This window comes from Stieleria sp. JC731 (assembly GCF_020966635.1).
Lineage (GTDB): Bacteria > Planctomycetota > Planctomycetia > Pirellulales > Pirellulaceae > Stieleria.
In genome coordinates this window covers 421,930-444,357 of the sequence record NZ_JAJKFQ010000001.1, presented here as the reverse complement: position 1 = coordinate 444,357, position 22,428 = coordinate 421,930, and the positions used below count along the sequence as shown (strand labels likewise).

The 22,428-nt window shown below is 53.0% G+C and carries 16 protein-coding genes; 7 read left to right on the top strand and 9 right to left on the bottom strand.

From position 1 onward, the window contains the following. Positions 1 to 69 precede the first annotated feature (69 nt). The 3 genes from LOC67_RS01485 to LOC67_RS01475 all read left to right on the top strand — a co-directional run bounded on the left by LOC67_RS01485 (position 70) and on the right by LOC67_RS01475 (position 4,240). Positions 70 to 1,275 (top strand): PDZ domain-containing protein, encoded by a 1,206-nt coding sequence (locus LOC67_RS01485; protein WP_230260669.1) that lies wholly within the window; start codon positions 70 to 72, stop codon positions 1,273 to 1,275. A 213-nt stretch (positions 1,276 to 1,488) separates the two neighbouring features. Further along, a complete protein-coding gene (locus tag LOC67_RS01480; protein ID WP_230260667.1) occupies positions 1,489 to 2,850 on the top strand; it encodes an ATP-binding protein in 1,362 nt (453 codons plus the stop codon). Between the two features lie 10 nt (positions 2,851 to 2,860). Further along, a complete protein-coding gene (locus tag LOC67_RS01475) occupies positions 2,861 to 4,240 on the top strand; it encodes a tetratricopeptide repeat protein (protein ID WP_230260665.1) in 1,380 nt (459 codons plus the stop codon). A 249-nt stretch (positions 4,241 to 4,489) separates the two neighbouring features. Here the strand turns inward: LOC67_RS01475 and LOC67_RS01470 are convergent, their stop codons facing one another. Next, a complete protein-coding gene (locus LOC67_RS01470) occupies positions 4,490 to 4,861 on the bottom strand; it encodes a hypothetical protein (protein ID WP_230260663.1) in 372 nt (123 codons plus the stop codon). A 405-nt stretch (positions 4,862 to 5,266) separates the two neighbouring features. Here LOC67_RS01470 and LOC67_RS01465 point away from each other — a divergent pair, with 405 nt between their 5' ends. From LOC67_RS01465 to LOC67_RS01455, 3 genes are all read left to right on the top strand, one after another. Continuing rightward, entirely contained in the window at positions 5,267 to 6,229 is a 963-nt protein-coding gene (locus tag LOC67_RS01465; RefSeq protein WP_230260661.1) for a hypothetical protein, read from the top strand. A gap of 330 nt (positions 6,230 to 6,559) precedes the next feature. Next, positions 6,560 to 6,754 (top strand): hypothetical protein, encoded by a 195-nt coding sequence (locus tag LOC67_RS01460; RefSeq protein ID WP_230260658.1) that lies wholly within the window; start codon positions 6,560 to 6,562, stop codon positions 6,752 to 6,754. 73 nt (positions 6,755 to 6,827) lie between these two features. After that, entirely contained in the window at positions 6,828 to 8,072 is a 1,245-nt protein-coding gene (locus LOC67_RS01455; protein ID WP_230260656.1) for a DUF1559 domain-containing protein, read from the top strand. Positions 8,073 to 8,100: 28 nt separating this feature from the next. On the opposite strand, the gene LOC67_RS01450 is transcribed toward LOC67_RS01455, so the two are convergent. The 3 genes from LOC67_RS01450 to LOC67_RS01440 all read right to left on the bottom strand — a co-directional run bounded on the left by LOC67_RS01450 (position 8,101) and on the right by LOC67_RS01440 (position 12,052). Further along, a complete protein-coding gene (locus tag LOC67_RS01450) occupies positions 8,101 to 9,171 on the bottom strand; it encodes a potassium channel family protein (RefSeq protein WP_230260654.1) in 1,071 nt (356 codons plus the stop codon). Between the two features lie 158 nt (positions 9,172 to 9,329). Further along, a complete protein-coding gene (locus tag LOC67_RS01445) occupies positions 9,330 to 11,825 on the bottom strand; it encodes an ATP-binding protein (protein WP_230260652.1) in 2,496 nt (831 codons plus the stop codon). 71 nt (positions 11,826 to 11,896) lie between these two features. Further along, positions 11,897 to 12,052, bottom strand: a complete 156-nt coding sequence (locus tag LOC67_RS01440; protein ID WP_230260649.1) for a hypothetical protein — start codon at positions 12,050 to 12,052, stop codon at positions 11,897 to 11,899. Positions 12,053 to 13,030: 978 nt separating this feature from the next. Between LOC67_RS01440 and LOC67_RS01435 the strand changes: the two genes are divergently transcribed. Further along, positions 13,031 to 13,672: a biliverdin-producing heme oxygenase gene (locus LOC67_RS01435; RefSeq protein ID WP_261366109.1), complete on the top strand. Its 642-nt coding sequence runs from the start codon at positions 13,031 to 13,033 to the stop codon at positions 13,670 to 13,672. A gap of 8 nt (positions 13,673 to 13,680) precedes the next feature. On the opposite strand, the gene LOC67_RS01430 is transcribed toward LOC67_RS01435, so the two are convergent. The 5 genes from LOC67_RS01430 to LOC67_RS01410 all read right to left on the bottom strand — a co-directional run bounded on the left by LOC67_RS01430 (position 13,681) and on the right by LOC67_RS01410 (position 22,362). Next, positions 13,681 to 15,327, bottom strand: coding sequence for a hybrid sensor histidine kinase/response regulator (locus LOC67_RS01430; protein WP_230260646.1), 1,647 nt, complete (start codon positions 15,325 to 15,327; stop codon positions 13,681 to 13,683). After that, entirely contained in the window at positions 15,324 to 15,770 is a 447-nt protein-coding gene (locus LOC67_RS01425) for a response regulator (protein ID WP_230260644.1), read from the bottom strand. Before LOC67_RS01425 ends, LOC67_RS01430 begins: the two co-directional genes overlap by 4 nt. Then, a complete protein-coding gene (locus tag LOC67_RS01420; RefSeq protein ID WP_230260643.1) occupies positions 15,767 to 18,037 on the bottom strand; it encodes an ATP-binding protein in 2,271 nt (756 codons plus the stop codon). Before LOC67_RS01420 ends, LOC67_RS01425 begins: the two co-directional genes overlap by 4 nt. Before the next feature lie 175 nt (positions 18,038 to 18,212). Then, positions 18,213 to 19,646, bottom strand: a complete 1,434-nt coding sequence (locus tag LOC67_RS01415) for an aldehyde dehydrogenase family protein (protein ID WP_230260642.1) — start codon at positions 19,644 to 19,646, stop codon at positions 18,213 to 18,215. 148 nt (positions 19,647 to 19,794) lie between these two features. Further along, the gene (locus LOC67_RS01410) at positions 19,795 to 22,362 is read right to left on the bottom strand and encodes a U32 family peptidase (RefSeq protein WP_230260641.1); all 2,568 of its coding nucleotides are present in this window, start codon (positions 22,360 to 22,362) and stop codon (positions 19,795 to 19,797) included. Between the last annotated feature and the right edge of the window lie 66 nt (positions 22,363 to 22,428).

The following is a 22,428-nucleotide window of genomic DNA, read 5'->3' as shown; positions in this document are numbered from 1 at the left end:
AAGCCTAATCAGGCAGAGCATTCTGCTCCAAGGGACAGTGATTCCCCCACAAATCTAAAGGAGATTAAGATGAAATTGCGAAGTAAACTGGCTGCAGTCGGTGCGAGTGTTGCCCTTTTGGCCCCCGCCGTTCAAGCACAAAATATTGGTGGTGCGATTTCCAACGCGGTCCAAGATCGACTGAGTCCTGGCAATCCAATCACAAACGGAACTCCCGTCGAAAACGGAATCCGTCGAGCGACCGGCAGCGTCCTCAATGGCAGCAACTTAAATCAAGCCGTTCGCGACGGCATCAATGAAACAGCTCGCTCAGTCGAGCAGCGTGCATACACGAACGGCGGTATCCAAGCGGATGGATCGATTCGTGCTACCAATCAAGCGTACGTGAATGGCCAAAGTCGTTCGATGTATCAAGGCAACGACGGTCGCTGGTTCTACCTGAATAGCAACGGCCAAGCTGTCTACACCAATGCACCAATGCACTCGAGCAGTCAGCAGTACGACAATCGTACTAGCGGACATGCACAATACTACGGTCACCAGAACAACTATTCGACCAATGGTAACGTTGCCTACCAAAGCCAGCAGCGTGGCCGCCTAGGTGCCTCGATCGAAGAAACCGATCAGGGCGTACGTGTCACTAGCGTTTCGCAAGGCAGTGCCGCCGAGCGAGCAGGCTTGCGAACGGGCGACATGATTATCACCGCCAATGGGCAGAAGATTGAATCGCCAACGGCACTTGGCCAGCGTATCGCTGACGCCGATGCCAACTCGCAAATGACGTTCGTCGTCAAACGCGATGGACGTGAGCAAGAACTGCAAGCGTCGCTTGGCGCGAAGGTCAGCAGCGAAGGTGAAAACTGGAACGGCAGCGGCCAAATGCACAGTCAGGCTGCACTTAGCACTCGGGTGAATCAACTTGAGCAAGAGCTAAACCGTCTGCGTACGAACATCGATACCTTGCGACGCGACATTGATGCCGGTGCTGAAAACGCGATGACTGCTGCGGAACAAACCACCGATGCTGTCAGCAACGAAGCGCAGGAAACCGCCGAAGATGTCACTGCAACCGCATCGAACGCTGCCAATGAAGCGAGTGAAACGGCGAATGAAGCTGCCGATACTGTTGAGGAGACTGCAAAGTCGACTACAGAAACGGTTCGCAACACCACCGATAAAGCTGTAAACAAGGCTTCGGATGCGGCAAAGAAGGCTGGAAACTCAGTCGAAAACGCAACCAAATCTGTTAGTGAGTCGCTTGGCTTTGATCAGTAATCCTTGCTGATACTCTGTCACATGACCACAACAAGTCAACGTCGACGATGACGTTCGCACTTGAACTGCCAAAGTACCCCGGCGAATCGTCGGGGTATTTTTTTTGCCATTGTGTCGCTCGCTGAAACGGGATATCGGCATTGGTTACCTCATGGAAGCGATCGATAGATTGCCTGTATACTCTTGCGATCCTTTCCCTGAGAGCAAGTGAAGATGAGTGACCAAAAGACGATCGAGAGCTTACGATTAGCTTTGGAAGTTTCGCCGGAGAACGTGCCACTGCGATTGCATCTATCTGAAATCCTTGCCGGGTTGCGTCAGTACGATGACGCCGAAACGATCCTACGGACAGGGATGGCCAAGCAGCCGAACGACAACGACCTGAAGCTCGCCCTCGCAAACGTCTTCTATCTGCAAAAGAAAGACAATGAGGCGATCGTGCTGCTCGAAACGATCGGCAAGAAGGAAAAGCAATATGCCGAATCGATGCTACTGCAAGCGAAACTATTAGCTCGCAGTGGTGATAGTCGACAGGCAGCGAATGCCTATCGAACAGCGATCGACGAGGATCCCGAGCTTGCCGACGAAGCGCTGAGCGAAGAACTCGGCGTTTTCCCTTCGCCAGACTGGGGCTCCCCTGATCCCGCATCAAAACCTTGGCGGCAGGCAGAACCCGCCGGTGACCAGCAGGCCTCGACACAATCAAGTTTCGAACTTGAACGGCCAGACGTTTCGTTTGATAACGTTGGCGGTATGGAATCGATCAAAGAAGAAATACGGATGAAGATCATTCATCCGCTAACGCATCCGGAGATCTACAAGGCTTACGGAAAATCGATCGGTGGCGGAATCCTGATGTACGGCCCGCCCGGATGTGGCAAAACGCATCTCGCCCGAGCAACTGCCGGACAGGTCAACGCTAAATTTCTATCTGTCGGCATCCATCAAATCTTGGACATGTGGATCGGCAACAGTGAAAAGCAACTTCATGCGTTGTTCGACCAAGCCCGCAGGAACGCCCCTTGCGTACTTTTCTTCGATGAAGTCGATGCGTTAGGTGCTTCACGAACGGACATGAAAACCAGTGGCAGCCGACACTTGATCAATCAGTTTCTGTCCGAGCTTGATGGGGTGAACTCATCCAACGAGGGCGTTTTAATTCTGGCTGCGACAAACGCGCCTTGGCATTTAGATTCCGCGTTCCGGCGCCCGGGACGATTCGACCGAGTGCTATTCGTGCCGCCTCCGGATCGGACCGCGCGCTCGGCGATCATCGAGATCATGCTAAGCGGCAAGCCTATTGATAAAGTCTCCTATGATTCGTTGGCGAAGAAAGCAGAAGGCTTCAGCGGCGCCGATCTGAAAGCCGTCATCGACGTGGCGATCGAGGCCAAATTGACCGAAGCCATGAAAGCAGGTATCCCCCAACCACTAACAACCAAGGATCTACAGCAAGCGATGTCTAAAGTGAAGCCATCGACAGCCGAATGGTTCTCCACCGCCAAAAACTATGCCTTATTCTCCAACCAAGGCGGTGCGTACGACGACATTTTGGATTACCTGAAGCTGCGATAGGGACATAGCAATGGAACAGTACGACTCCCTGATCAATCGTGCGCAATTATTGCTGACGCAAAATCGATACGACTTGGCCGACGAAACGCTTCGGAAAGCAATCGGGCTGGAACCCAATCGTGGTGATGCCTACATCATGCTTTCGCTGGTCAAGTGCAGCCAAGAATCCTATCGCGAAGCAAACGAACTGGCTGAACGCAGCATCGCGCTCGCACCTGACAATCCAAATTCCTATTACGCGCTCGCATCGGTTCTGTACCACCGAGACAAGTTTGCTGAAGCCGCGAAAGCCATCGATTCGGCAATCCGCCTGGACCCCACCGACCCGAACTATCACGGACTATCAGCCCACATCGCGCTCCAACAATACCGTTGGCAAGACGCTGTCGATGCGGCAGAGATGGGGCTGCAGTTCGACCCGGATCATCAGAACTGCAATAACACTCGAGCGATCGCGCTTACAAAATTAGGGCGACGCGACGAAGCCGGTATCGCGATCGACTCTGTACTCGCCAAGAATCCCGAAAACTCGACCACACATGCCAACAGTGGTTGGACCAAGCTACATGCTGGCAAAGCAGATGAGGCAGCCGAGCATTTCAAAGAAGCGTTACGCTTAGACCCCAACAACGAATGGGCACGCAGCGGAATTGTTGAATCGCTCAAGGCCAAGAACTTTATTTACAGGCAGTTCCTTCGCTACATCTTGTGGGTGTCGAGATTTCCGCCGAAAGTTCAGATGATCGCGTTCATCGGTATCATCGTCGTCCTTCAAATCATGGTCCGAATGCCTGAAGGCGGCCTGCTGCAAACGATCGGTCTGTGGCTCGCACTCGCCTACATGTGCTTTGTCGGAAGCCTTTGGCTGGCCAGCCCTCTGTTTGATCTCCTGCTTCGCTTCAGCCGCTATGGCCGGATGGTGCTTACCGATGCTCAAAAGGCAGATACAAACTACTTGGTGATCGCCGCGACGGCGGTTGCGATTTTGATATCGGGGCCGCTACTGACAAGACTTCGGCTGAACGATTTGATTTACTATGCCGTTCTGTTGCTGCCAGTTGCGGTCTGCCTGAACACGTCGCGGGATGCAAAACGCAAACAGGCGGCTGCAGCAGTCGTCGCCATCTTTGTGATCGCGGGGATCTACTGGTACCGGTTCTATATCAACACGGGTATCGATGGCCTGACGACGATCCGAGACGTGGTTGACTATGTCGTGCAGATCTCGTTAGCTGAACCTGACGACGCCGGTGAGAAAGCCAAAGTTGAACAGAGGGTTCTAGAAATTACAGCTTACTTCCAAGCACAAAATCGCTTGCACGATTTTTTCTTCTGGCCTGCGGTCGCAATGACATGGATTTCAGATTACTTCCATCGTCGCAATCGCTAGTTCGTCGGTCGTGAAGCCAACATTTACAAGCTTCGCTTGCTGCTGATCGTCACTAAGATCCAACACGACTCTGTGAACTCGGTGTCTCTGCGTTTCAATTTTTTCCTGCCTCAACAACGCGATTTTATGATTAGCCGCATGGCGTTAGCCACGGTTCCAGTGCGATAACCGGGGCTAACGCCCGTCGGCTGATAAACCGAACCCGTACTTTCATATCGAACGAAGCACTGGGACGCGGAAACACAAAGGTTACGCATCAGTCGCGGAACTAACATTCGCGGGTTTTGCTTGCTGCTGGTCGTCACTGGGATTTTTTGATTCCCAACGCGTCATCTCGGCGAACTTGCTTTCCAGCTTTGCCGTGATGGAAGAAAGCTCGCCGCCGCGGTGCATCGCGTGCTCACCGCACTGGTCTTTCACCTTGGCGTCTAAGTCTGCCTGAATCGAGCGGCCGCTTTTACTTTGGTATCCCGACATAATCAAAGATCGCATCAATTGATCACATCGATCGTCCGATAGCGAAGCCTCTCCTCGCATGACTTCGCAACAATGCGAAGCCAGCGAGTCCAATTGTGCTTCAATTTCGGGATTCGTATTCGTTGTATCAGTACTGGTATTCATCGTATTAGCCTATTGCTTGGGTGGAATGCAGTCGAGCGGGATCGAAACTCACCGCTCAGAACTTCACGAGAAAGTGATTGCAATGACCGTGCCAAGTGCTCGTTTAGCTGAGACCACGAGTCCAAGAAACGATATCAATCGAGCCGCTGAGCAGCATGACGAATCTGCGTCGGCATTGAAGGATCGCGGGGAGGGCTAGGCGAATCCTTTCAAATGAATGTTGCGTTTTCGACCAACCTGAACAAGGACAGTCCAGACTTTCAGACACCGAACCGGCCGATCCAGATAGAATCGAAAGTGACGTTCCCAATTCGAATGCATCAATTTGAATGCCCAATCTGAATTCCAGCGTTGAACCTTTCGACGCTGCCTTCCTGCTATCCTCATCGACCGGTAAGTCCTCCGATGAAGCTAAATCTCACGCGAAGAAAGTTCGCCACAGTCAGCGGTTCGTTCATCGCCGGAACCGCGATCAATCAACCGAACATACTTCGTGCCGAGACTTCTGAAATACGGCAAATGCGGCTTGTCGAACTCGGTCTTAACGCGCTCGCCCGATCGCCACAGATGAATTACTTTGCCGACGGCCATCGTGGAGCGGCGATGATCTCGGCCCACTTGATGTGCGTTGACAATCAATTCGACGATGCGACGGCGAACCGAATCAACGAACTATTCGAACTCAACTGGGCAAATTCAAAACTATGCAATGCATTCCCAGAAGGTGACCGTATCGAAGATGCCTGCGACCAAGTCGGCAAAGCATTATCCGAAGGAAGTGGAACGTTGCGTGAAGTCGGACATGATGCGATCTTTGCAATGCACGCCATCAAAGCGTTTCGCATGATGCCGCAACTGGCAACAAAGGAACGGGTCGATGGCGTTTGCCAACTTCTGCGTTCGATCAAACCTTGGCGTGACATCGACCCTGATCCGGAAATCGATCCTCCCGCATTTTCAGATCAAGCAGCCGCTGCCAGCTTTGTATTAAAGGAAGCGAGTGATGCGATTGATCGCTTCGTCGGTTTTGGCCAAGGCTTTGCCGGGCACATGCTGACCTTTGGCCAATCGCTGATCGAGATGGCCGCAATGGGAGACGTCGAGTGGGCAGAAAATTGCCGAGTCGCATTCTGCAAATATGTAACCGTCACCCGACAAGGACCACAAGAAGGCGATCGCAAGATCAAGGATCACCAGTTCAGCAAGCTACGTCCTGAAGATCGTGAATACTGGCAGAGACGAGGAAATAAAACGCTCGGTATCGGCCACGTTTTCAAATACCCCTACGCTTATTACGACCTGATTGCTCGAGCGAACGATCCCGAGTTGGAAAAATCATTTGATGACAAAGCATGGCAACTTTTTTAGATGCCTGACTTGTGTATCTGCTTCAACTTAGAAAGCGAATTGCGTTGAGAAGATTTGCGATGAGTTTAACGGCAATCTGCTTGACAGATGATCGCCACATGCGTGCAGGACGTTGACATACGAGCAACAAATCCTTGGGAAATTTAAGTACATCCCAAAAATTGCTTGTGTCTGCTCGCGCCGTCCCTGAGGATGGAACGACACCGAAATGATATCCCCAGTCATAGCGGTCCACCGGTTCAACAATGCTTCCTGAACTGTTACTGCCGAACGATTTGTCAGGATATCGCAGCGGTCCGTCTACATTCCCATCTCATACCGACCGGACTCATGAAGCGTCAAACTTTAATTTTGCTTGGCTGCATGGCCGTAGCTGTGACCACCGGCTGTGAAGAAACCAAAGAAGCACAAGGCCCCGAACTTGGTGCAATCGAACAATATCTGAACGAGAACCCTGAAGAACGCAACGACGACGCAAATGACTTTGGCAGTGAAGAGGATGAGTTTGCTGCCGGAGATGAATGAGCCATCCTGATCGATTCATATCAATCTGTCCGTCACGGAAGAATTATTTTTTTCTCGTTCGGAGGTGTTCTCGATGCGCAAGAACCTTTCTCGACGCGGCTTCACGCTTGTGGAGCTTTTGGTCGTCATCGCAATTATTGGTATCCTCGTCGGCCTATTGCTGCCAGCAGTTCAAGCCGCTCGCGAAGCAGCGAGGCGAATGAGTTGCAGCAATAATTTCAAACAAATCGGCTTGGCGATTCACAACTACCACTCAAACTACAAGATGTTGCCCGCCAATCGTGGTGGCACAGCCAGGGTTCACGGCAACAACGCCCCACAATCAAGAGAAGCTCGCCCGATCGGCGGTTCTTATGGCGGCAATAACCTTCACAACCTAAGTGCCCAAGTTCAACTGTGTCCGTTCTTTGAACAGCAGGGTCTCTGGGATCAAATCAGCAACCCATTCCGCGTTCGCGAACCTGCATCAGCGGCAAACCAATACGAGTTCAGCGAGATGGGGCCGAATGCGGATATCTCGTTAGCACAACATGCTCAATTTCAATACGACCCTTGGTTGACCGAAGTCCCGATGCTGCGTTGCCCCAGTGATCCTGGGCAGGGTTTGCCCGCGCAGTCACGCGTCAACTATGGCGTCTGCCTTGGTGACGCATTGCAGTTTCAGAATACGGGCGGAAGAAACCAAGATGGCTCGTTCAACAACACGGCACACACACGTGCCAAGTCCACTTGTCGCGGAATGTTTTTCCCTCGCATCTACACGCGATTCCGCGATGTCCTTGATGGTTTATCCAATACGATCATGGCCGGCGAAATGAATACCAATTTGGGTGACCGCCACGTCACGACCCAGTCGGTAGACGAAGGCAACCTGGCTCGATTGATGGGCAACCCATCACTCTGCACCGAAGACGTTGATCCCGAACGCCCACGGTTTTGGGATCCAAACAATGCGACTTTCACAGGTGGAAACCAGAATCAACGTGGTTTCAAATGGTCCAGCGGATACTGCGTCCACACCGGAATGACCACGGTGCTGCCGCCCAATAGCCCCGTGTGCAGTAGCGGACCAGGTACTTGGCGTCCTGGCATTTACAGTGCCAGCAGCCGTCACCAAGGCGGAGCCCATATCCTGCTGGGTGATGGGGCAGTCATTTTCATCACTGACTCGATCGAAGCGGGCAACCCGGCAGCCGGGATGGTGATTTGGAACGGGACTGCCGAACGTTCACCCGGTATGCCCAGCCCCTACGGTCTCTGGGGAGCTTTAGGCACACGTGCGAATCGAGAAATCATTGATGAAGCGATCGGTCAATAGCGATCCAATCGCTGGGCCTTCGCAATAATCACGATGAGTATTTCGTACCGCGGTAAACCATCGTTCCGCCCTGCTGTGACGCCTTGCGAGTCACAGCGGGGAGGTCCTCTTTGTGCGAGAGCACGATCAGTCGGTCGCCCGCGTGGACTTGGTCGGTGTGTTTGGGGTTTCGCAAGACGTCACCGTTAATGCGACAGAGCGCTACAACGACATTGCCGCCATCGCCGGTCAATTCAATTTCTTTAATGCTGGCACCTGCCAATGCCGAATTTTCTTTGATCGGTATTTCCAACATTCCCAGACCAAACACATCAAGGTCTTGGTTCATTCGGGCGAAGGCTTTCGCATCCCCGACAAGCGATTCCACACTTGGGCAGGAAATCAGATTGGCGATTTTTGTTGCACCAATCATCGTCGGCAAGACAACTCGGTCGGCACCGCTGCGCAGAAGTTTTCGCTCGGTTGCTTCTGATTCCCCGCGGGCGATGATCTGAATCGAATCGTTCAATTCACGTGCGGTCAGCGTGACAAAAACGTTGTGAGCATCACCATTGAGTACCGTGGCAAGCACACTTGCCCGTTCGATACCGGCACGCTTTAAAACGGTCTCATCGGAGGCATCGCCGACAATCACATAGACTCCGTTCCGTTCGGCATCCAACAAGCGATCGGGATCACGATCGACAACAACCATCGGGATGCCTGAAGGCCGAAGTTCGGCAACCAAAGTCTGGCCGACACGTCCGTAGCCACAAATGATCGCATGGTTGCTGGTCTGTTCAATTCCACGGCTCATTCGGCGGGCTCCCAAGGCACGTTGAATCTCCCCTTCGGCGATCATCTGAACGAAGCCGCCAAGAACATAAATCCCGGAACTGCAACCGGTCACGACTACCAGCAACGTGAATAGCTTTAGTCCCGGATCATCGATCGGACGCACTTCACCATAGCCAACGCCGAACACGGTGATCGCGACCATGTACACAGAATCGAGTACGGTCCAACCGGCAAGCGTGTAGCCAATGACAGCCATGACACACGTGCCGATGAGGACAAGCATGCCCAGACGCATTTTTTGAATCGAACTCGATCCAGACATTTGCGGGGTCGCCCTGCGGATGCGATCAGTGGGGTACCGCACCAGCCTGACAAGGCGCCAGACGCATGTCAACTTTCACGCACTACAAGGTTACCGGGCATGGCACTAAATGACCTTAGCGGCAGACAAATCAAACACTGCCCTACCCTACGGGACGGCTAAACGCGATCATCAAGTTCATCTTTTAACTGATCGGCACGATCTTTCCGTCGCATTCGTAGCGTTTCGCGATCCAGTTCCTGAGTGTACCTGACCGCCATCGCGACAAGCTTGGCGTGGTCGATAGGTTTTGACAAATAGTCGTCGCAACCCGCATTAAGACAACGTTGCCGGTCGCCTTTCATCGCGTCGGCGGTCAATGCGATGATCGGCCAATCAACGCCCATCGAACGCAGACGCGCGGTCGCCTCGAGTCCATCGACATTGGGCATTTGCATGTCCATGACGATCAAGTCAAACATATCACCTTGCCCTAACATGTCACTAACGACACGGATGGCTTCACCGCCGTCTTCCGCCGTTACGACATTGGCACCAGCTTTTTCCAAAAAGTGCTGGCTGATGTGTCGGATGTCACGTCGATCATCGACCACCAATACCTTTGCCGAAAGCCGAGGCATCTTTCTGGAGACCGGTTCCTCAGGTGCTTGACGGACAACCAGACTGGGGCGAATCAATTCCAGCTGGCCGTCGGGTTCCAACGGCAACCGAACATAGAACGTCGACCCTTCACCAAAGTCACTCTGCAAGTCCATTTCGCCTTGCATCATGTCGACCAACCTGTGGCTAATGGCTAAGCCCAGACCGCTGCCTCCAAATTTTCGCCGAACCGATGAATCGCCCTGCGAGAATGGCTTGAACAAACGTTCGATTTGCTCCTCGGTCATTCCGATCCCAGTGTCTTCAACGGCGAATTCCACACGTGGTAATTCGTCACGAAGGAATTTGACTTTCAGGACGACTCGACCTTCTTCGGTAAACTTGATCGCATTGCCGATCAAATTGATCAACACCTGTCGCAAACGTTTGGGATCGGCACTAATCACCCGTGGGACTTTGCCGTCGAAACGGATATCGAATTCCACACCCTTTTCTTCGGCCCGGACCTGCATCAAAGATTGGATATCGGCTACCAGTTCGGGCAACATGCAATCTTGCGGGTCGATGTCCAGCTTGCCTGCTTCGATGCGGGATAGGTCTAGAATGTCGTTGATCAATTCAAGCAAATATTCGCCGTTGCGTTTCATGATCAAAACGCAATTTCGATTGTCTGGATCGGCGAGATGCCCAAGCAACACGTCAGCGTATCCGAGGATCGCCGACATCGGAGTGCGAATCTCGTGACTCATGTTTGCCAGGAATTCGCTTTTGCTCCGACTGGCCGCTTGGGCAGCCTTTTCGCTTTTCTTCAACCGCCGCTCTTGCGCCTTGCGTTCGGTGATGTCTTGGATGATCGCACTGACTGCGGTGACCGATCCATCGGTTTGCTCAACATCACCATCGGATGCCAGCCAAAGCGGGTAGAAACTCGCGAGCCAAGTCCGACGCTCGGGCGAGACGGATGTCTTTCCGACGATCTCGATGCCAACCATTTCCTGTCCGGTTTCGAACACTTGCTGGTAAATCGGATCGAGCTGACTTGTCAGTGTTGGCACGACTTCATCAATGTGCCGACCGATATGGTCGTCGATTGAAAGACCGTCAATCTCCGCGAGCGCTTCGTTCACCCGTAGAAAACATCGGTCGGTATCAACAAGGCACATTCCCACCGGCGCCGCCTGATAGATCAGTTCCAGCTCACGTTTCTGACGTTCAAGTTCGGTGCGAATGACGCCGAGGCTCGTTTCGGCCTGATACTGATCTTCGACATCGCTGATCGTTCCGACCCATTCGCGAGTCGTTCCATCGGCATTGTGCACGGGCACGGCTTCGACAATGAATCGCCGGTAAGTCCGGCTGTCGTTATGCCAAATTCGCCCAGTGGTCTGGTACAGCGCCCCTTGAGCGACAGCACGCTGCCAATTTCGAGCAAGCTGTGCGCGGTCGTCTTCGTGAATGACGTTTAACCAACCTGCCGCTTTGTGCTGCTCCCAAGTCTGGCCGGTATAACGTTCCCAAGAAATCTGTGGCGTGATGAATTCGCCTTCGGGATCCGCCGTCCAAATGATACTGCGTGTACCTCGCAAAATTGCATCATGGCGATCCTTGGCTTCACGAAGCTTCGCCTCTGTTTCTTCACGATGAACAATCTCTTCTTTCAGCTGATCGATCGTTGCCGCGATTGAAGGAAGCTTCATCAACTGAGGCATGTGTCGAATCAAAACCACCACGGTGGTGCAAGAGACGACAGCCATCACAGCTTTGACCAAGCCCGAGATGCGGTAGATGGGATGCCAGAAAATGATCGCTTCGATCGCGTGCACCGTCCCACAGGCCAGGATGAACGAAGCGAACAACCAAAACAGCCTGGGATAGGGAAAGTCTTTCCGCTTGCGTGCGAAATAAATTAGCGCGATCGGAATCGCAAAGTAGGCACAAAAAGTTGCCAGATCGGAAACAATGTGTAGCCAGCCGAGGAAGTCAGACCAGTTTCCACAGTGCCACCGAGCGGGGAAATCGTCGGTGTCGAAAAGCTTTTGAAAAAATTCGGACATGTACGGCTGAAGCAGTTCGGAAAACCGCTGTCCCCGAGAAACTGGGGGTGGAGGGGCACGCCGATAAGAGATTACCGGTCTTGGGTCAGTTTACCCCAGATCCCATTGCCTGCTAGCGTCCAAGTACAGCCGACACGCAAGTGTTGAATCCAGCTCCGCAAATGCTGGATGCGTCCCCGGCAGTAGCTGGCAAGCGTGCCATCGATGCCGATTGCCAGATCGTCCATTTCGCTTGATGCAAAGCGCAGAAGACTATGCCAACCCAGGGCGCGGAGTGATGGAACTCTGCGAGCGCAAAGTGTTGGGAGAAGCAGTCCTTCGATAACCACCGCCGCGGTTCTCGTATTCCCTTACCAGCAGTTGTGCCTTTCTGGCCGACCACTGTCCGGGTTCCCCCCCAACGTTCCCCTGCAGCAAGCGTCGGCGGATCTCACGTCGTAGGTTTGGTTTGGTATATCGGCTTTCATTTGTAAGTTTCATATCCAGAGCCATCCAGTTAGCTACAAATCCAAGTACCCCCAAAGTCCTTTCACTTTGTTGAAGTCTGAGTGGAAGAGGTTCGAAGCCAATCGATCGTCGTTTAATTCGACGTCATCGGGTGCAAAACGAAATCGGATTCGCAATGTTGCATAAGTTATGCCAATGCCCAAAGCAGCCTTTCAGACAGGTCAAAACATGAGAAAGACTGCGGATTCTGGCGAATTTGCGCTCAATGAACGCGCACGAAGGACGCTTCTAAACCAGCGTCAATACCCCATCGCATGGATCGAGCCACACGAAACCATCAGCTTCGGGTGACGGTCCGCCTGCCTATCCCCAGATAGAACTCGAACAAATTCAAGTCATTGCTAAAATGCAGTACTAGCGCTTCGTTCCAACTCGATTTTAGGACTCGCCGCATGGCATTAGCCACGGTTTCAGTGCAATCACTTTAGGATTAGCCGCATGGCGTTAGCCACGGTTTCAGTGCAACCACCTTAGGATTAGCCGCATGGCGTTAGCCACGGTTTCAGTACAATCACCTTAGGATTAGCCGCATGGCATTAGCCACGGTTTCAGTGCAATCACTTTGGGATTAGCCGCATGGCGTTAGCCACGGTTTCAGTGCAATCACCGAGGCAAATCCCTGTCGGCTGATGGCTTGAACCCGTACTTTTCATATGGAACGAAGCACTAGCGTTCCACACTACCATTGAGGCCTGACATTGCAGCAAGATCTACGAGACTCCCTTCGGTCAGAAACAGGCCCATCTCATCAACGGCTTGATCATCGAATGGGCCAACTTGATATCTTTGGCTTACGAGAGCACTACGCTGCCTATCTGAGTCTTATGCACTCGTTGCACCAATGTGTCCGGATACGTGTGAACCGAGTTGCCGAGCATCTTCAGTTGCCAGGCAACGAACGTTTGATCGAGTGCCTTCAACACGACCTGGATTCTGCCGGTAGCTCCAGCCGGTCGGTGACACCAGCAGACCTGGGGGAACAGTCATGGGTGCAAGAAATCGTTGCTTCTGGGGATTCGTCCACAGACGCAAACGCCCCCAATGAGACGGACTGGGGCGTGACCTATGTCATCGAAGGATCATCAATGGGGGGAGTGTTCCTTTGCCGTCAGGCGAAAAAAAATCTTCCTGACGGGTTAGAAATGACTTTCCTAGAACAACTGTCTGAGAACGCCGCAAACCGATGGCCGACATTTGTTGCTGGCCTTCGGTCCGCGTCACTGCAGCACGAACCAACCATTGAATCTGCGAAACAAACGTTTCAGTTAACCGAGCTAATCTTAGAGAAGATCCTCGCCAACGAACCCATCAGCAACTCAAGCAACGAGCCTGCAAATTAGCTTGCAGGCTAGGCGTCGCAACATTCACCGTCGTTTCCGGAGTCGTTCGAATTGGACGATAGTTCATTCGATTCACAGTAGCGTGCGAGCGTTTCCAGCAGCTCACGTCTGACAATCGGCTTTGTCAGCACATTATTGGCGCCAACGGCGGACGCCTGCTGCTGAGTTTCGGAAACTGCATCCGCAGTCAAAACGACGATCGGTATATCAGAATTGAATTCACGAATCCGCTGCGTCGCTTCCAAACCGTCCATCTCTGGCATTTGAATGTCGGTCACAACGGCGACGAATTCACCGGGTCTCGATTTGACTTCATTCAGCAACTCAATCCCGCTTGAAACGACCGTGGCATGACCGCCGGCTTTTTCAATCACTCGCTTGAGAATCATTTGCGTCGCCGTTGTGTCTTCGGCAACGATGAAGTGACATCCTTGAAGCAGCTCTTCCACAGAAGCCGATAGCGGTGGCAATTCAAGCTCGCTGGGTTCAGGCAACTGGGCTGGTACCAATGGCACGACGAAGGAGAACATGCTTCCTTTGTCGACTTGGCTTTCCACGTGCATCCAGCCACCCATCAAGTTCACCAGTCGCCGGCAAATTGCCAACCCCAGCCCCGTGCCACCGCCAGTCTTCGCACGACCTTTCGTTTCAGACTGAATGAAGGGCAGGAAGATCTTTTCCAAATCGTCTTCGGGTATCCCGCAACCTGTGTCGACCACATCGACCTTAATCAGTTCAACGCCGTCATTGTCAACCTTTTTGTTGACTCGCACATCGACGTTTCCACCGGGGCAAAACTTGATCGCGTTGCTGACAAGATTTAGCACCACTTGCCGAATCCGAATCGGATCCGCAGTCACCGCCTCCGGCAATTGCTCATCAAACTGCAATGACAGCTTTGTTTCGCTGACGCGCGCTCGGACTTGCATCAGTTCGATCGAACGGTCGATCAGTTGATGCAGATTGAATGCCTCGTCTTCGACCTCCAGCTTTCCGGCTTCGAGCTTCGACAGATCCAATAGGTCATTAACGATCTCGACTAAGTAGTGACCGTTGTCACGCATCGTTCGGACAAGCTCTGCTTGGTCTTCTGTCAGTTCGCCTTCAAGCAACAACTCACAGATTCCCAAGACAGCTGTCATCGGTGTCCGGATTTCGTGACTGATATTGCCAACCAAAGCGGACTTGGCGCGGTTGGCAGCATCAGCAGCTTGGCGACTTTCGTGTAGCTCTCGCAACAAAGCATGTCGCTCGATCGCATTGTCAACGACGCGAAACATCACCGACGGATAGATCGAATCCTTCGTGATGTAGTCCTGCGCTCCCAACTGCAACGCGTCACCGGCATCATGATTTAGAGTGCTGCCGGTCAAAATGACGATCGGAATCTTGGGGACACCCGTCGGACGCCGGATCTGCTCCAAAAAATCCTTGCCAGACAGTTTGGGCATATGCACATCGACGATCACACAATCGATCGGATCGGGATGCTGCATGCATAGTTCCAGACCAGCCTCACCATCCTCAGCTTCAAGAAACTGATATCGACGTCGGGGCGCACCCTGCATCAGTGCTGACCTGACACGCGCGCGATCTTCCACGCAATCGTCAATCAACAGGATTCGCTGAATCCGATCCTCGCGTTTACTGTTCATCGAGAACTCTCACGAGGAAGAAGCGGACGTGTTTCGGGTGGCAAAGCAACAATATTGAGCCAATAGTCAAGCGTCTTGTCCAACAGTTCAATCATTTCCGACGTCTGGACTCGTTTGACGTGGAAGGAACTGATCCCAAGCTGGTAAGCCTGTCGAATTTCGAGTGGATTTGCCGAAGTGGAAAAGACAAGCTTCGGCACATTTTCAAAAAGTAAATTTTGCTTAAACGTCTGCAAGACTTCCATACCACCAGCGATGGGAAGCCTAAGGTCCAAGTAGATTAAAGTTGGCGAACAATTGCCGACATACTGAAGCAATTTCTCTCCAGACACGAAGCGTTGGATAGAGATCAGATGATTGCTTCGCGCGCAAGCCGCTTCGATCAATTCAAAGTCTTCGTCGTTGTCCTCAAGAACCCAGAGGTGAACGATACCGGCGATCATGAATCAGGCTCCCATCCGACGAAAAATGTCGTTCCAGCATTCTCGTCCGATTCAATCGCCACCCGACCGCCATGCCTTTCGACAATGCGGCGTACGATCGTTAACCCCGCACCACTCCCCCCACCGTATTGATTGTGCTGGTGCAGTCGACGGAAAATTTCGAACACTTGCTCGCGGTATTGTTGCGCGATGCCAATCCCATTATCGCGAACATAGAAGATGTTCGTAGCGAATTCGGGACAATCCTTAAACGGAGAGTTCTGATACTCAAGTTGCCCAACCTCAACCAGCTTTTCCGATCGATCGTTGTACTTGACCGCATTGGACATCAGGTTCATCAGAACTTCGCGGACACAAGCGTAGTCGCCTTCGATCGTCGTCGATTCACCGCTTGCGACGGCCTGATTGAAAGTGATCGAGAGGCCTTCGGGCTTCCGTCCGCCGAACAGAATATCGCAAGCCTGCGAGTAAGCGTCCTTTAGTAAAAAGCTTTCCCAACGCAGGTCCTGTCGCCCCACTCGCGAAAACCTCAACAGCCCGTCTAGCAATTCACTCATGCGACCGACCAAACGTTTCAGTCCGGTCATCCCGCGCTGGTAGGTCGAATCATCATTCGGGGCTTGCTCCAGCATATACAGGTAGTGATTGATCCCGCGCAGCGGTTCTTTCAAATCATGCGAGGCGGCGTATGCGAACGCATCGAGGTCAGCATTTAGCTGACGCAGCTCTTCGTTGATCCGGTGAACTCTAGCGGCTTGTTCGACGACGACGCTATTGAGTGTCGCTTGTAGCGTTTCAGCTGCTTCACGCTCGGCCGGACTCCACGGAATCGAACGACCTTCGACCTCTTGGGAAAACTTTGCGAACGACTTGCGAGGACTTAGACGCCCTGATTCATCGGCCTCGTTCTTTGCTGGATCGCCGGCCCATTGGATCGTCGACGAATAGGGGCGGCGAAAGAAAACCAATTCACCCGCCTGCTTTCGTCCCAACCGAATCGCCAACATTCCGGCTACTTGATCCTTGTACTCGTCCGCCGCCGGGTACCAATCCGAAATGCAGTCGGTAAATGACAAGTTGTCGGTTGCCCGTTGATCCAGTTGAGCAAGCACCCCTTCGGTCTGTATCTCAGTTGGCGTATGCCCCCAGAAAGAAAGCTCTTCACCGGCCCGGAACACCAATCCATCTGCTGAGAACAATTCGCTTAGCCATGGAGCCGCATCCAAAATCGCCTGTTGCAGATCGTCTTGGTTGGCTAACTTCGACACATGCTTCGCAATGCTTTCACCGATTTCAACGCGACGGGCGAGCAATTCCTCTTGCCGCCGACTCGATAAATAAGTCGACAATAGCGATCCGGCTAATTCGCAAACGTCACGTTGAACCGGCGAAAGCACTTTTGCGGTGCGGTGATGGCAGGCAATCAGACCCCAAAGCCGATCGCCATTCAAGATGGAAATCGACATGCTTGCGCCAACATTCATATTGCGCAAATATTCCAAGTGAATCGGCGAAATCGCTCGCAGCTGCGCATACGACATATTGATTGGCCGCGACTGTCCACCTTCACCGGACAACATTGCGGGCTGCATGGCGACCGGTTCAGCATTCACGTCGGCCAGCAAACGGATCCAGTTCAACTCGTATAGCTTTCGTGCCGGGATCGGGATGTCACCGGCAGGATAATGAAGCCCCAGAAAAGCTTCTTGGTCATCGCGTTTCGCTTCGGCAATCACACTGCCATGATCGTCCTCATGAAACTTGTAAAGCATCACGCGATCAAAGCCTGTAAACGACCGGATGATTTCGATCGTCGATTGATAGACCTCATCCAGCTGCTTGCCTTCAAGCCCAGCGAACAGCTTCCCGATTAACTCCGACCCGACCGAGTTGGACTCTTCTTCAAAAACTTCCAGCTCGATCAGAAAGATGCCGTCACAACGATGAACAGAGACAACAACCTCATGCTTACCAATGACGCAATTTCGCCGAACCCGTTTCCCATCGCGCAACTCGGCAACAGAGTCAATGACTGCGGACAAACGGTCGTCAAACTGATCGATCGACTGTCCGACAACATCTGTATCGCTGTCAAACCACGATCCTAGATTCTCGCTGACGGAAACGATCAGCCTGTCGGATTCACGCACAACGAGCATGCAGCCATGAGACTGAATGGTCGCCGGGATATGGATCGGCTCGCGGTCGCAATTGGTCAGCTCAAGCGGACCTTGAAGCGGAGTGCCTGGCAAAAAATAGGGCTCCATTGGCAGTTTATTTGATCATCGGCGAAAAAACTGACCACACCATGTAGGTAACGCTCCCACATTGCGTGATCTATGTATTCTTCGATCTGCTGATCCGTCGAACTGCCATAGGTCGACCGCTTTGCAGAAGTGCGACAAATATACCTTTCGATTGTGAAGAACGGTAGGCTCGCGTTTACGCTAAGCCCCGGATTACGAGGATTCGTCGCTCAGTCATATCCTCGATCGCGTAGCGAATTCCTTCTCTGCCAAGGCCACTGTCTTTGACACCGCCATACGGCATATTGTCAACTCGCCAGGACGGAATATCGCCGATCACGACACCGCCGACGACCAGTTCATCCCACGCTTTCATTGCCTTATACAAGTCCCGGGTGAACACGCCAGCTTGCAGTCCAAAACGGCTGTCATTCACTTCGCGCAGTGCAGCATCAAAATCATCGTAAACGCTTAGCACAGCGACCGGACCGAACGCTTCGTCAGCACAAATCGGCAAATCCTTAGGGACATTTTCCAGCAACGTTGCCTCGACCATCGCCCCTTCCTGGCCGCCACCACACAACAGGGTACCGCCTTCTTGGACAGCCTGGTCAATCCAACGCTTCAGTCGTTGACCGTCATCAACAGAAATGACCGGGCCGATGAATGTCGCTTCGTCTTTGGGATCGCCACTTCGAAGTCGCTTTGTCGCCGCGACAAACCGATCTCGAAAATCGACATAGACATCCCGGTGCACCAAAACTCGCTGAACGCCGATGCAGCTTTGCCCCGACTGATAAAACGCCCCTACCACCATTCGCTCGACAGCGTCATCGAGATCCGCATCCGCTTCGACAATGCAAGCGGCGTTGCCGCCCAATTCCAACACGACTTTCTTTTTGCCGGCCTTCGCTTTTAATTCCCACCCGACATCAGGCGACCCGGTGAAGCTAAGCAACTTCAACCGGTCATCGGTTGTGAATGCGGAAGCCGCATCGCGGTGACAAGGCAATATAGAGAACGCACCGTCGGGCAGATCTGTCTCCGCCAAAATTTCACCGATCGTCAACGCACCGATCGGCGTCCGGCTCGCTGGCTTTAAAACAAACGGGCACCCCGCAGCGATTGCCGGCGCGATTTTATGTGCCGCCAAATTCAGCGGAAAATTGAAGGGCGAGATAAACGAGCATGGCCCGATCGGAACTCGCTGTTCCATGCCACGATAGCCTTCGGCACGTTTGGATATCTGCAGGTTCAAAACCTCACCGCCGATACGGACAGATTCTTCGGCTGCGATCCGAAAGGTATCAATCAATCGCGTCACCTCGCCGCGACTGTCCTTGATTGGCTTTCCAGCCTCGACGCAAAGAGTTTCCGCTAGCTCGTCCGCACGTTGCTGAAACCGTTCGACACAGTGATACAGAATCTCCTGCCGTTTGAAGGGAGGAAGCTTCGCCATCGCCTTGCTTGCGCCGACGGTCGCGGCAATCGCTTGGTCGATCGCAGCGGTATCGGCAACCGAAACCTGCGTGACGACTTCGCCGCTGTACTTGTCGGTAACATCCAACGTCGATTCCGATTGAACCGGACGGTTGGCAAGATAAAAGGGATAACGATCTTTTATCGTCATTTCGAGACCATTGCGGTTGGAGACGAACTTGCGAGCGTCATTTCACTTTGCATGAATCGATGCAAGGCAACACGATACCGCTGTGACTTTAGAAACGCGTCGAGCCACGGTTGATCGGGTCGCAAACAAATCCGATCAGAGAATCAGACTACAGTACCGCCAAAGGATTCCGCTTGGATTCCAAAGTACCGCGAGTCACACCAAGGCGATTCGTTGCTTGTAGAGTCTGCCAAACGGTTACCCCATCAATTTCGCCATTCAACAATTGACGGTAAAGCCTGACTGTCTTGTTCGTTTCCTCTTGGCCTTCTTCAAGAAGCTCAACACGAAACCATTTGACACCTGCTTCCAATAGCCCCTTGGCATTCTCGGCACCACTTTGTGGCGTCGCATTGTACAACGTGTTGCGACATGCGACGTCAGCTTGCAACGGATGCAAAGCGCCAACTCGATCGCGCAGCTGGACGACATGATCATCGCAGGGACGGCCACAATTCGTTTTGTTTGTGCCCGGTGAAAGCACGCCGCAAAAGACACAATGCTCCATATGGAACATCGGGATGTGTTGATGAAGCACGACTTCCAACCAAGAAGCCGGTAGCGAGGCGACCAAGTCACCGAGCTGATCACAGTTTAGATCGTAAGAAACCGTCGTCCGTTCCGCTCCGATTGAACGGACCCATTCGGCCGAACGATGGTTGGCAACGTTCAAGGAAAAGTCTGCGATGACCCGGATGCCACGACGGTGGAAGTAATCGATCGCCGCCAGATTCCGAGCCAAAATGAAGTCCGCGCCGTGGCGTTCTAAAACTCGCAACAAGCCTTTCTCGCCTGGCTTTTGCATCCGAACGGTCGCGATCCCAAACGGAACACCGAAGGGCTCGACCAATGAAGCGACCTGCGCGTATTCACGAATGTCATGAAAGTCGACATAAATCAAATCGACGCCCGATTCCGCTGCCGCACTAACCTGCTGAAGGGTTCGGCACATCACGGCCAGCTTTGCCTGCGAATCGGCGTTGGCAGCTGTCTCAACGATCGGATCCAACAAGGCTTTCGCTGAATCGACCTGAACTTCACGGATTCCTGTTTGGGCCAACCGGGCGTCAAGATTTTCGATCACTTGCCGACGAAGGTCATTTAAAAGGCTTGCCGGAACCATTGGGCAACCCTCGATCCTCGCATCCACGTTTCGCATCTGAAACTGCGTTCCGCCAAGCCTTTCCAGCTTGTCACGCAACATATCGATTTCGGCGGGATGCTTCCGAGCCACTTCCAAGACCTGATCGGATTGCACACTTGCGATCGTCGAACTGCTGGAAGACGAAACCAAACTGACCGTTAGCTTGAGCGGCTCACCCACGATCGCACTGACTTGAAAGTCAACTTCCATCCGTCGATTCGGCTTGCTCGTTTCAAAGGTTTTTCGCAAACGCTTGTTCAATTGCGGATCGTCATTTTTAAAAACAGTCGCGTCAACTTCGATCGCGTTCCAATCGATTTCACCGCGTCCGAATCCGATCCAAACCTGCTCGCCCGCGACTGCGGATTTCGCACCTTCGCCGTTGGCATGTTTGATCGAGTACACACGACCGCCTTCCATGGCTTGCTCGCTGCTGTGACGCTGCGTTGACTCGATCCCCAAACCATCACCGAGGGCAAGGTTTGCCTCAAGTGTTGTCAGCACTTGATCTCGGCTGACCTGTTGAACCGCCCCAAGACGGATCCCACGTTTGGCGCTCTGCTTACCTGGGACCAACCGTTTGTGATCGTTGCCTTCCAGCCATCCTGGTGAAAATCCGCGAGAGAAAGAAAGCTCCATCTCCTGCCGCGCGATCGGATCGATCGAAACCACGCCTTCGGCCATGGCTTGATCGATCGCCCTGCGATAGTGACCGGTGATGTTGGCAACGTACTCCGGCGTCTTTAGGCGGCCTTCGATTTTCAGCGACGCGATGCCAGCTTCACACAATCCGACGATCGAGCCATAGCCTGCCAGGTCCTGTGGACTTAACAGGTAACGCACATCCCCCAACGGAACCTCTTCACCATCACAAACAACTTCGTATGGCAGGCGGCATGCTTGGGCGCATTGACCGCGATTGGCGCTACGCCCCCCCAATGACTCACTGGTCAAGCATTGGCCGGAATAGGCGACACACAATGCGCCATGGATGAATACTTCAAGCGGCATCGATGTTTGCGCAGCGATCTTGCCGATCTCTTTGACTGACAATTCTCGCGCCAAGACGACGCGGCTGATCCCCAACTGCTCAGCGACGGCAATCGTTTCTGCGCTGGTCAAACTCATTTGGGTGCTGGCATGGATTTCCAGCTGAGGACAAATCTCGCGAATCAGCCTCGCGACACCAAAGTCCTGCACCAACACCGCATCCACACCCGCCTCGGCAATCCTTTCAACCAGCGGAACCAATCGATGTAATTCACTCGGAAACACCAACGTATTCATCGTGGTATAACCACGCACACCACGCCGATGCAAAAACGGCATCAATTCATCGAGATCATCGACATGAAAGTTCTGAGCCCGGTGCCTGGCATTGAAGCCACAATCGAGCCCAAAATAGATCGCGTCGGCGCCGTTCTCGACCGCCGCTTGGGCACACGCCCATTCGCCCGCTGGTGCCAATAATTCGGGGCGATAGGCCGCTTGGCGATCTTGTTTGTCTGTCGAATTGAGCTGCTGTGATTCCATGGGTGAAGTATGGCTGACCAAACCATAATTGCGTAGGGTGTTTTTTCCCTCAGCGACCGACCTGAT

Bases quoted from the DNA above. Each gene is read 5' to 3' on its own strand.
- LOC67_RS01455 (WP_230260656.1), top strand. From the start codon at position 6,828: ATGCGCAAGAACCTTTCTCGACGCGGCTTCACGCTTGTGGAGCTTTTG.
- LOC67_RS01415 (WP_230260642.1), bottom strand. From the start codon at position 19,646: ATGACGATAAAAGATCGTTATCCCTTTTATCTTGCCAACCGTCCGGTT.
- LOC67_RS01445 (WP_230260652.1), bottom strand. From the start codon at position 11,825: ATGTCCGAATTTTTTCAAAAGCTTTTCGACACCGACGATTTCCCCGCT.
- LOC67_RS01480 (WP_230260667.1), top strand. From the start codon at position 1,489: ATGAGTGACCAAAAGACGATCGAGAGCTTACGATTAGCTTTGGAAGTT.
- LOC67_RS01475 (WP_230260665.1), top strand. From the start codon at position 2,861: ATGGAACAGTACGACTCCCTGATCAATCGTGCGCAATTATTGCTGACG.
- LOC67_RS01430 (WP_230260646.1), bottom strand. From the start codon at position 15,327: ATGAACAGTAAACGCGAGGATCGGATTCAGCGAATCCTGTTGATTGAC.
- LOC67_RS01470 (WP_230260663.1), bottom strand. From the start codon at position 4,861: ATGAATACCAGTACTGATACAACGAATACGAATCCCGAAATTGAAGCA.
- LOC67_RS01420 (WP_230260643.1), bottom strand. From the start codon at position 18,037: ATGGAGCCCTATTTTTTGCCAGGCACTCCGCTTCAAGGTCCGCTTGAG.
- LOC67_RS01465 (WP_230260661.1), top strand. From the start codon at position 5,267: ATGAAGCTAAATCTCACGCGAAGAAAGTTCGCCACAGTCAGCGGTTCG.
- LOC67_RS01485 (WP_230260669.1), top strand. From the start codon at position 70: ATGAAATTGCGAAGTAAACTGGCTGCAGTCGGTGCGAGTGTTGCCCTT.
- LOC67_RS01460 (WP_230260658.1), top strand. From the start codon at position 6,560: ATGAAGCGTCAAACTTTAATTTTGCTTGGCTGCATGGCCGTAGCTGTG.
- LOC67_RS01425 (WP_230260644.1), bottom strand. From the start codon at position 15,770: ATGATCGCCGGTATCGTTCACCTCTGGGTTCTTGAGGACAACGACGAA.
- LOC67_RS01440 (WP_230260649.1), bottom strand. From the start codon at position 12,052: ATGGACGATCTGGCAATCGGCATCGATGGCACGCTTGCCAGCTACTGC.
- LOC67_RS01410 (WP_230260641.1), bottom strand. From the start codon at position 22,362: ATGGAATCACAGCAGCTCAATTCGACAGACAAACAAGATCGCCAAGCG.
- LOC67_RS01450 (WP_230260654.1), bottom strand. From the start codon at position 9,171: ATGTCTGGATCGAGTTCGATTCAAAAAATGCGTCTGGGCATGCTTGTC.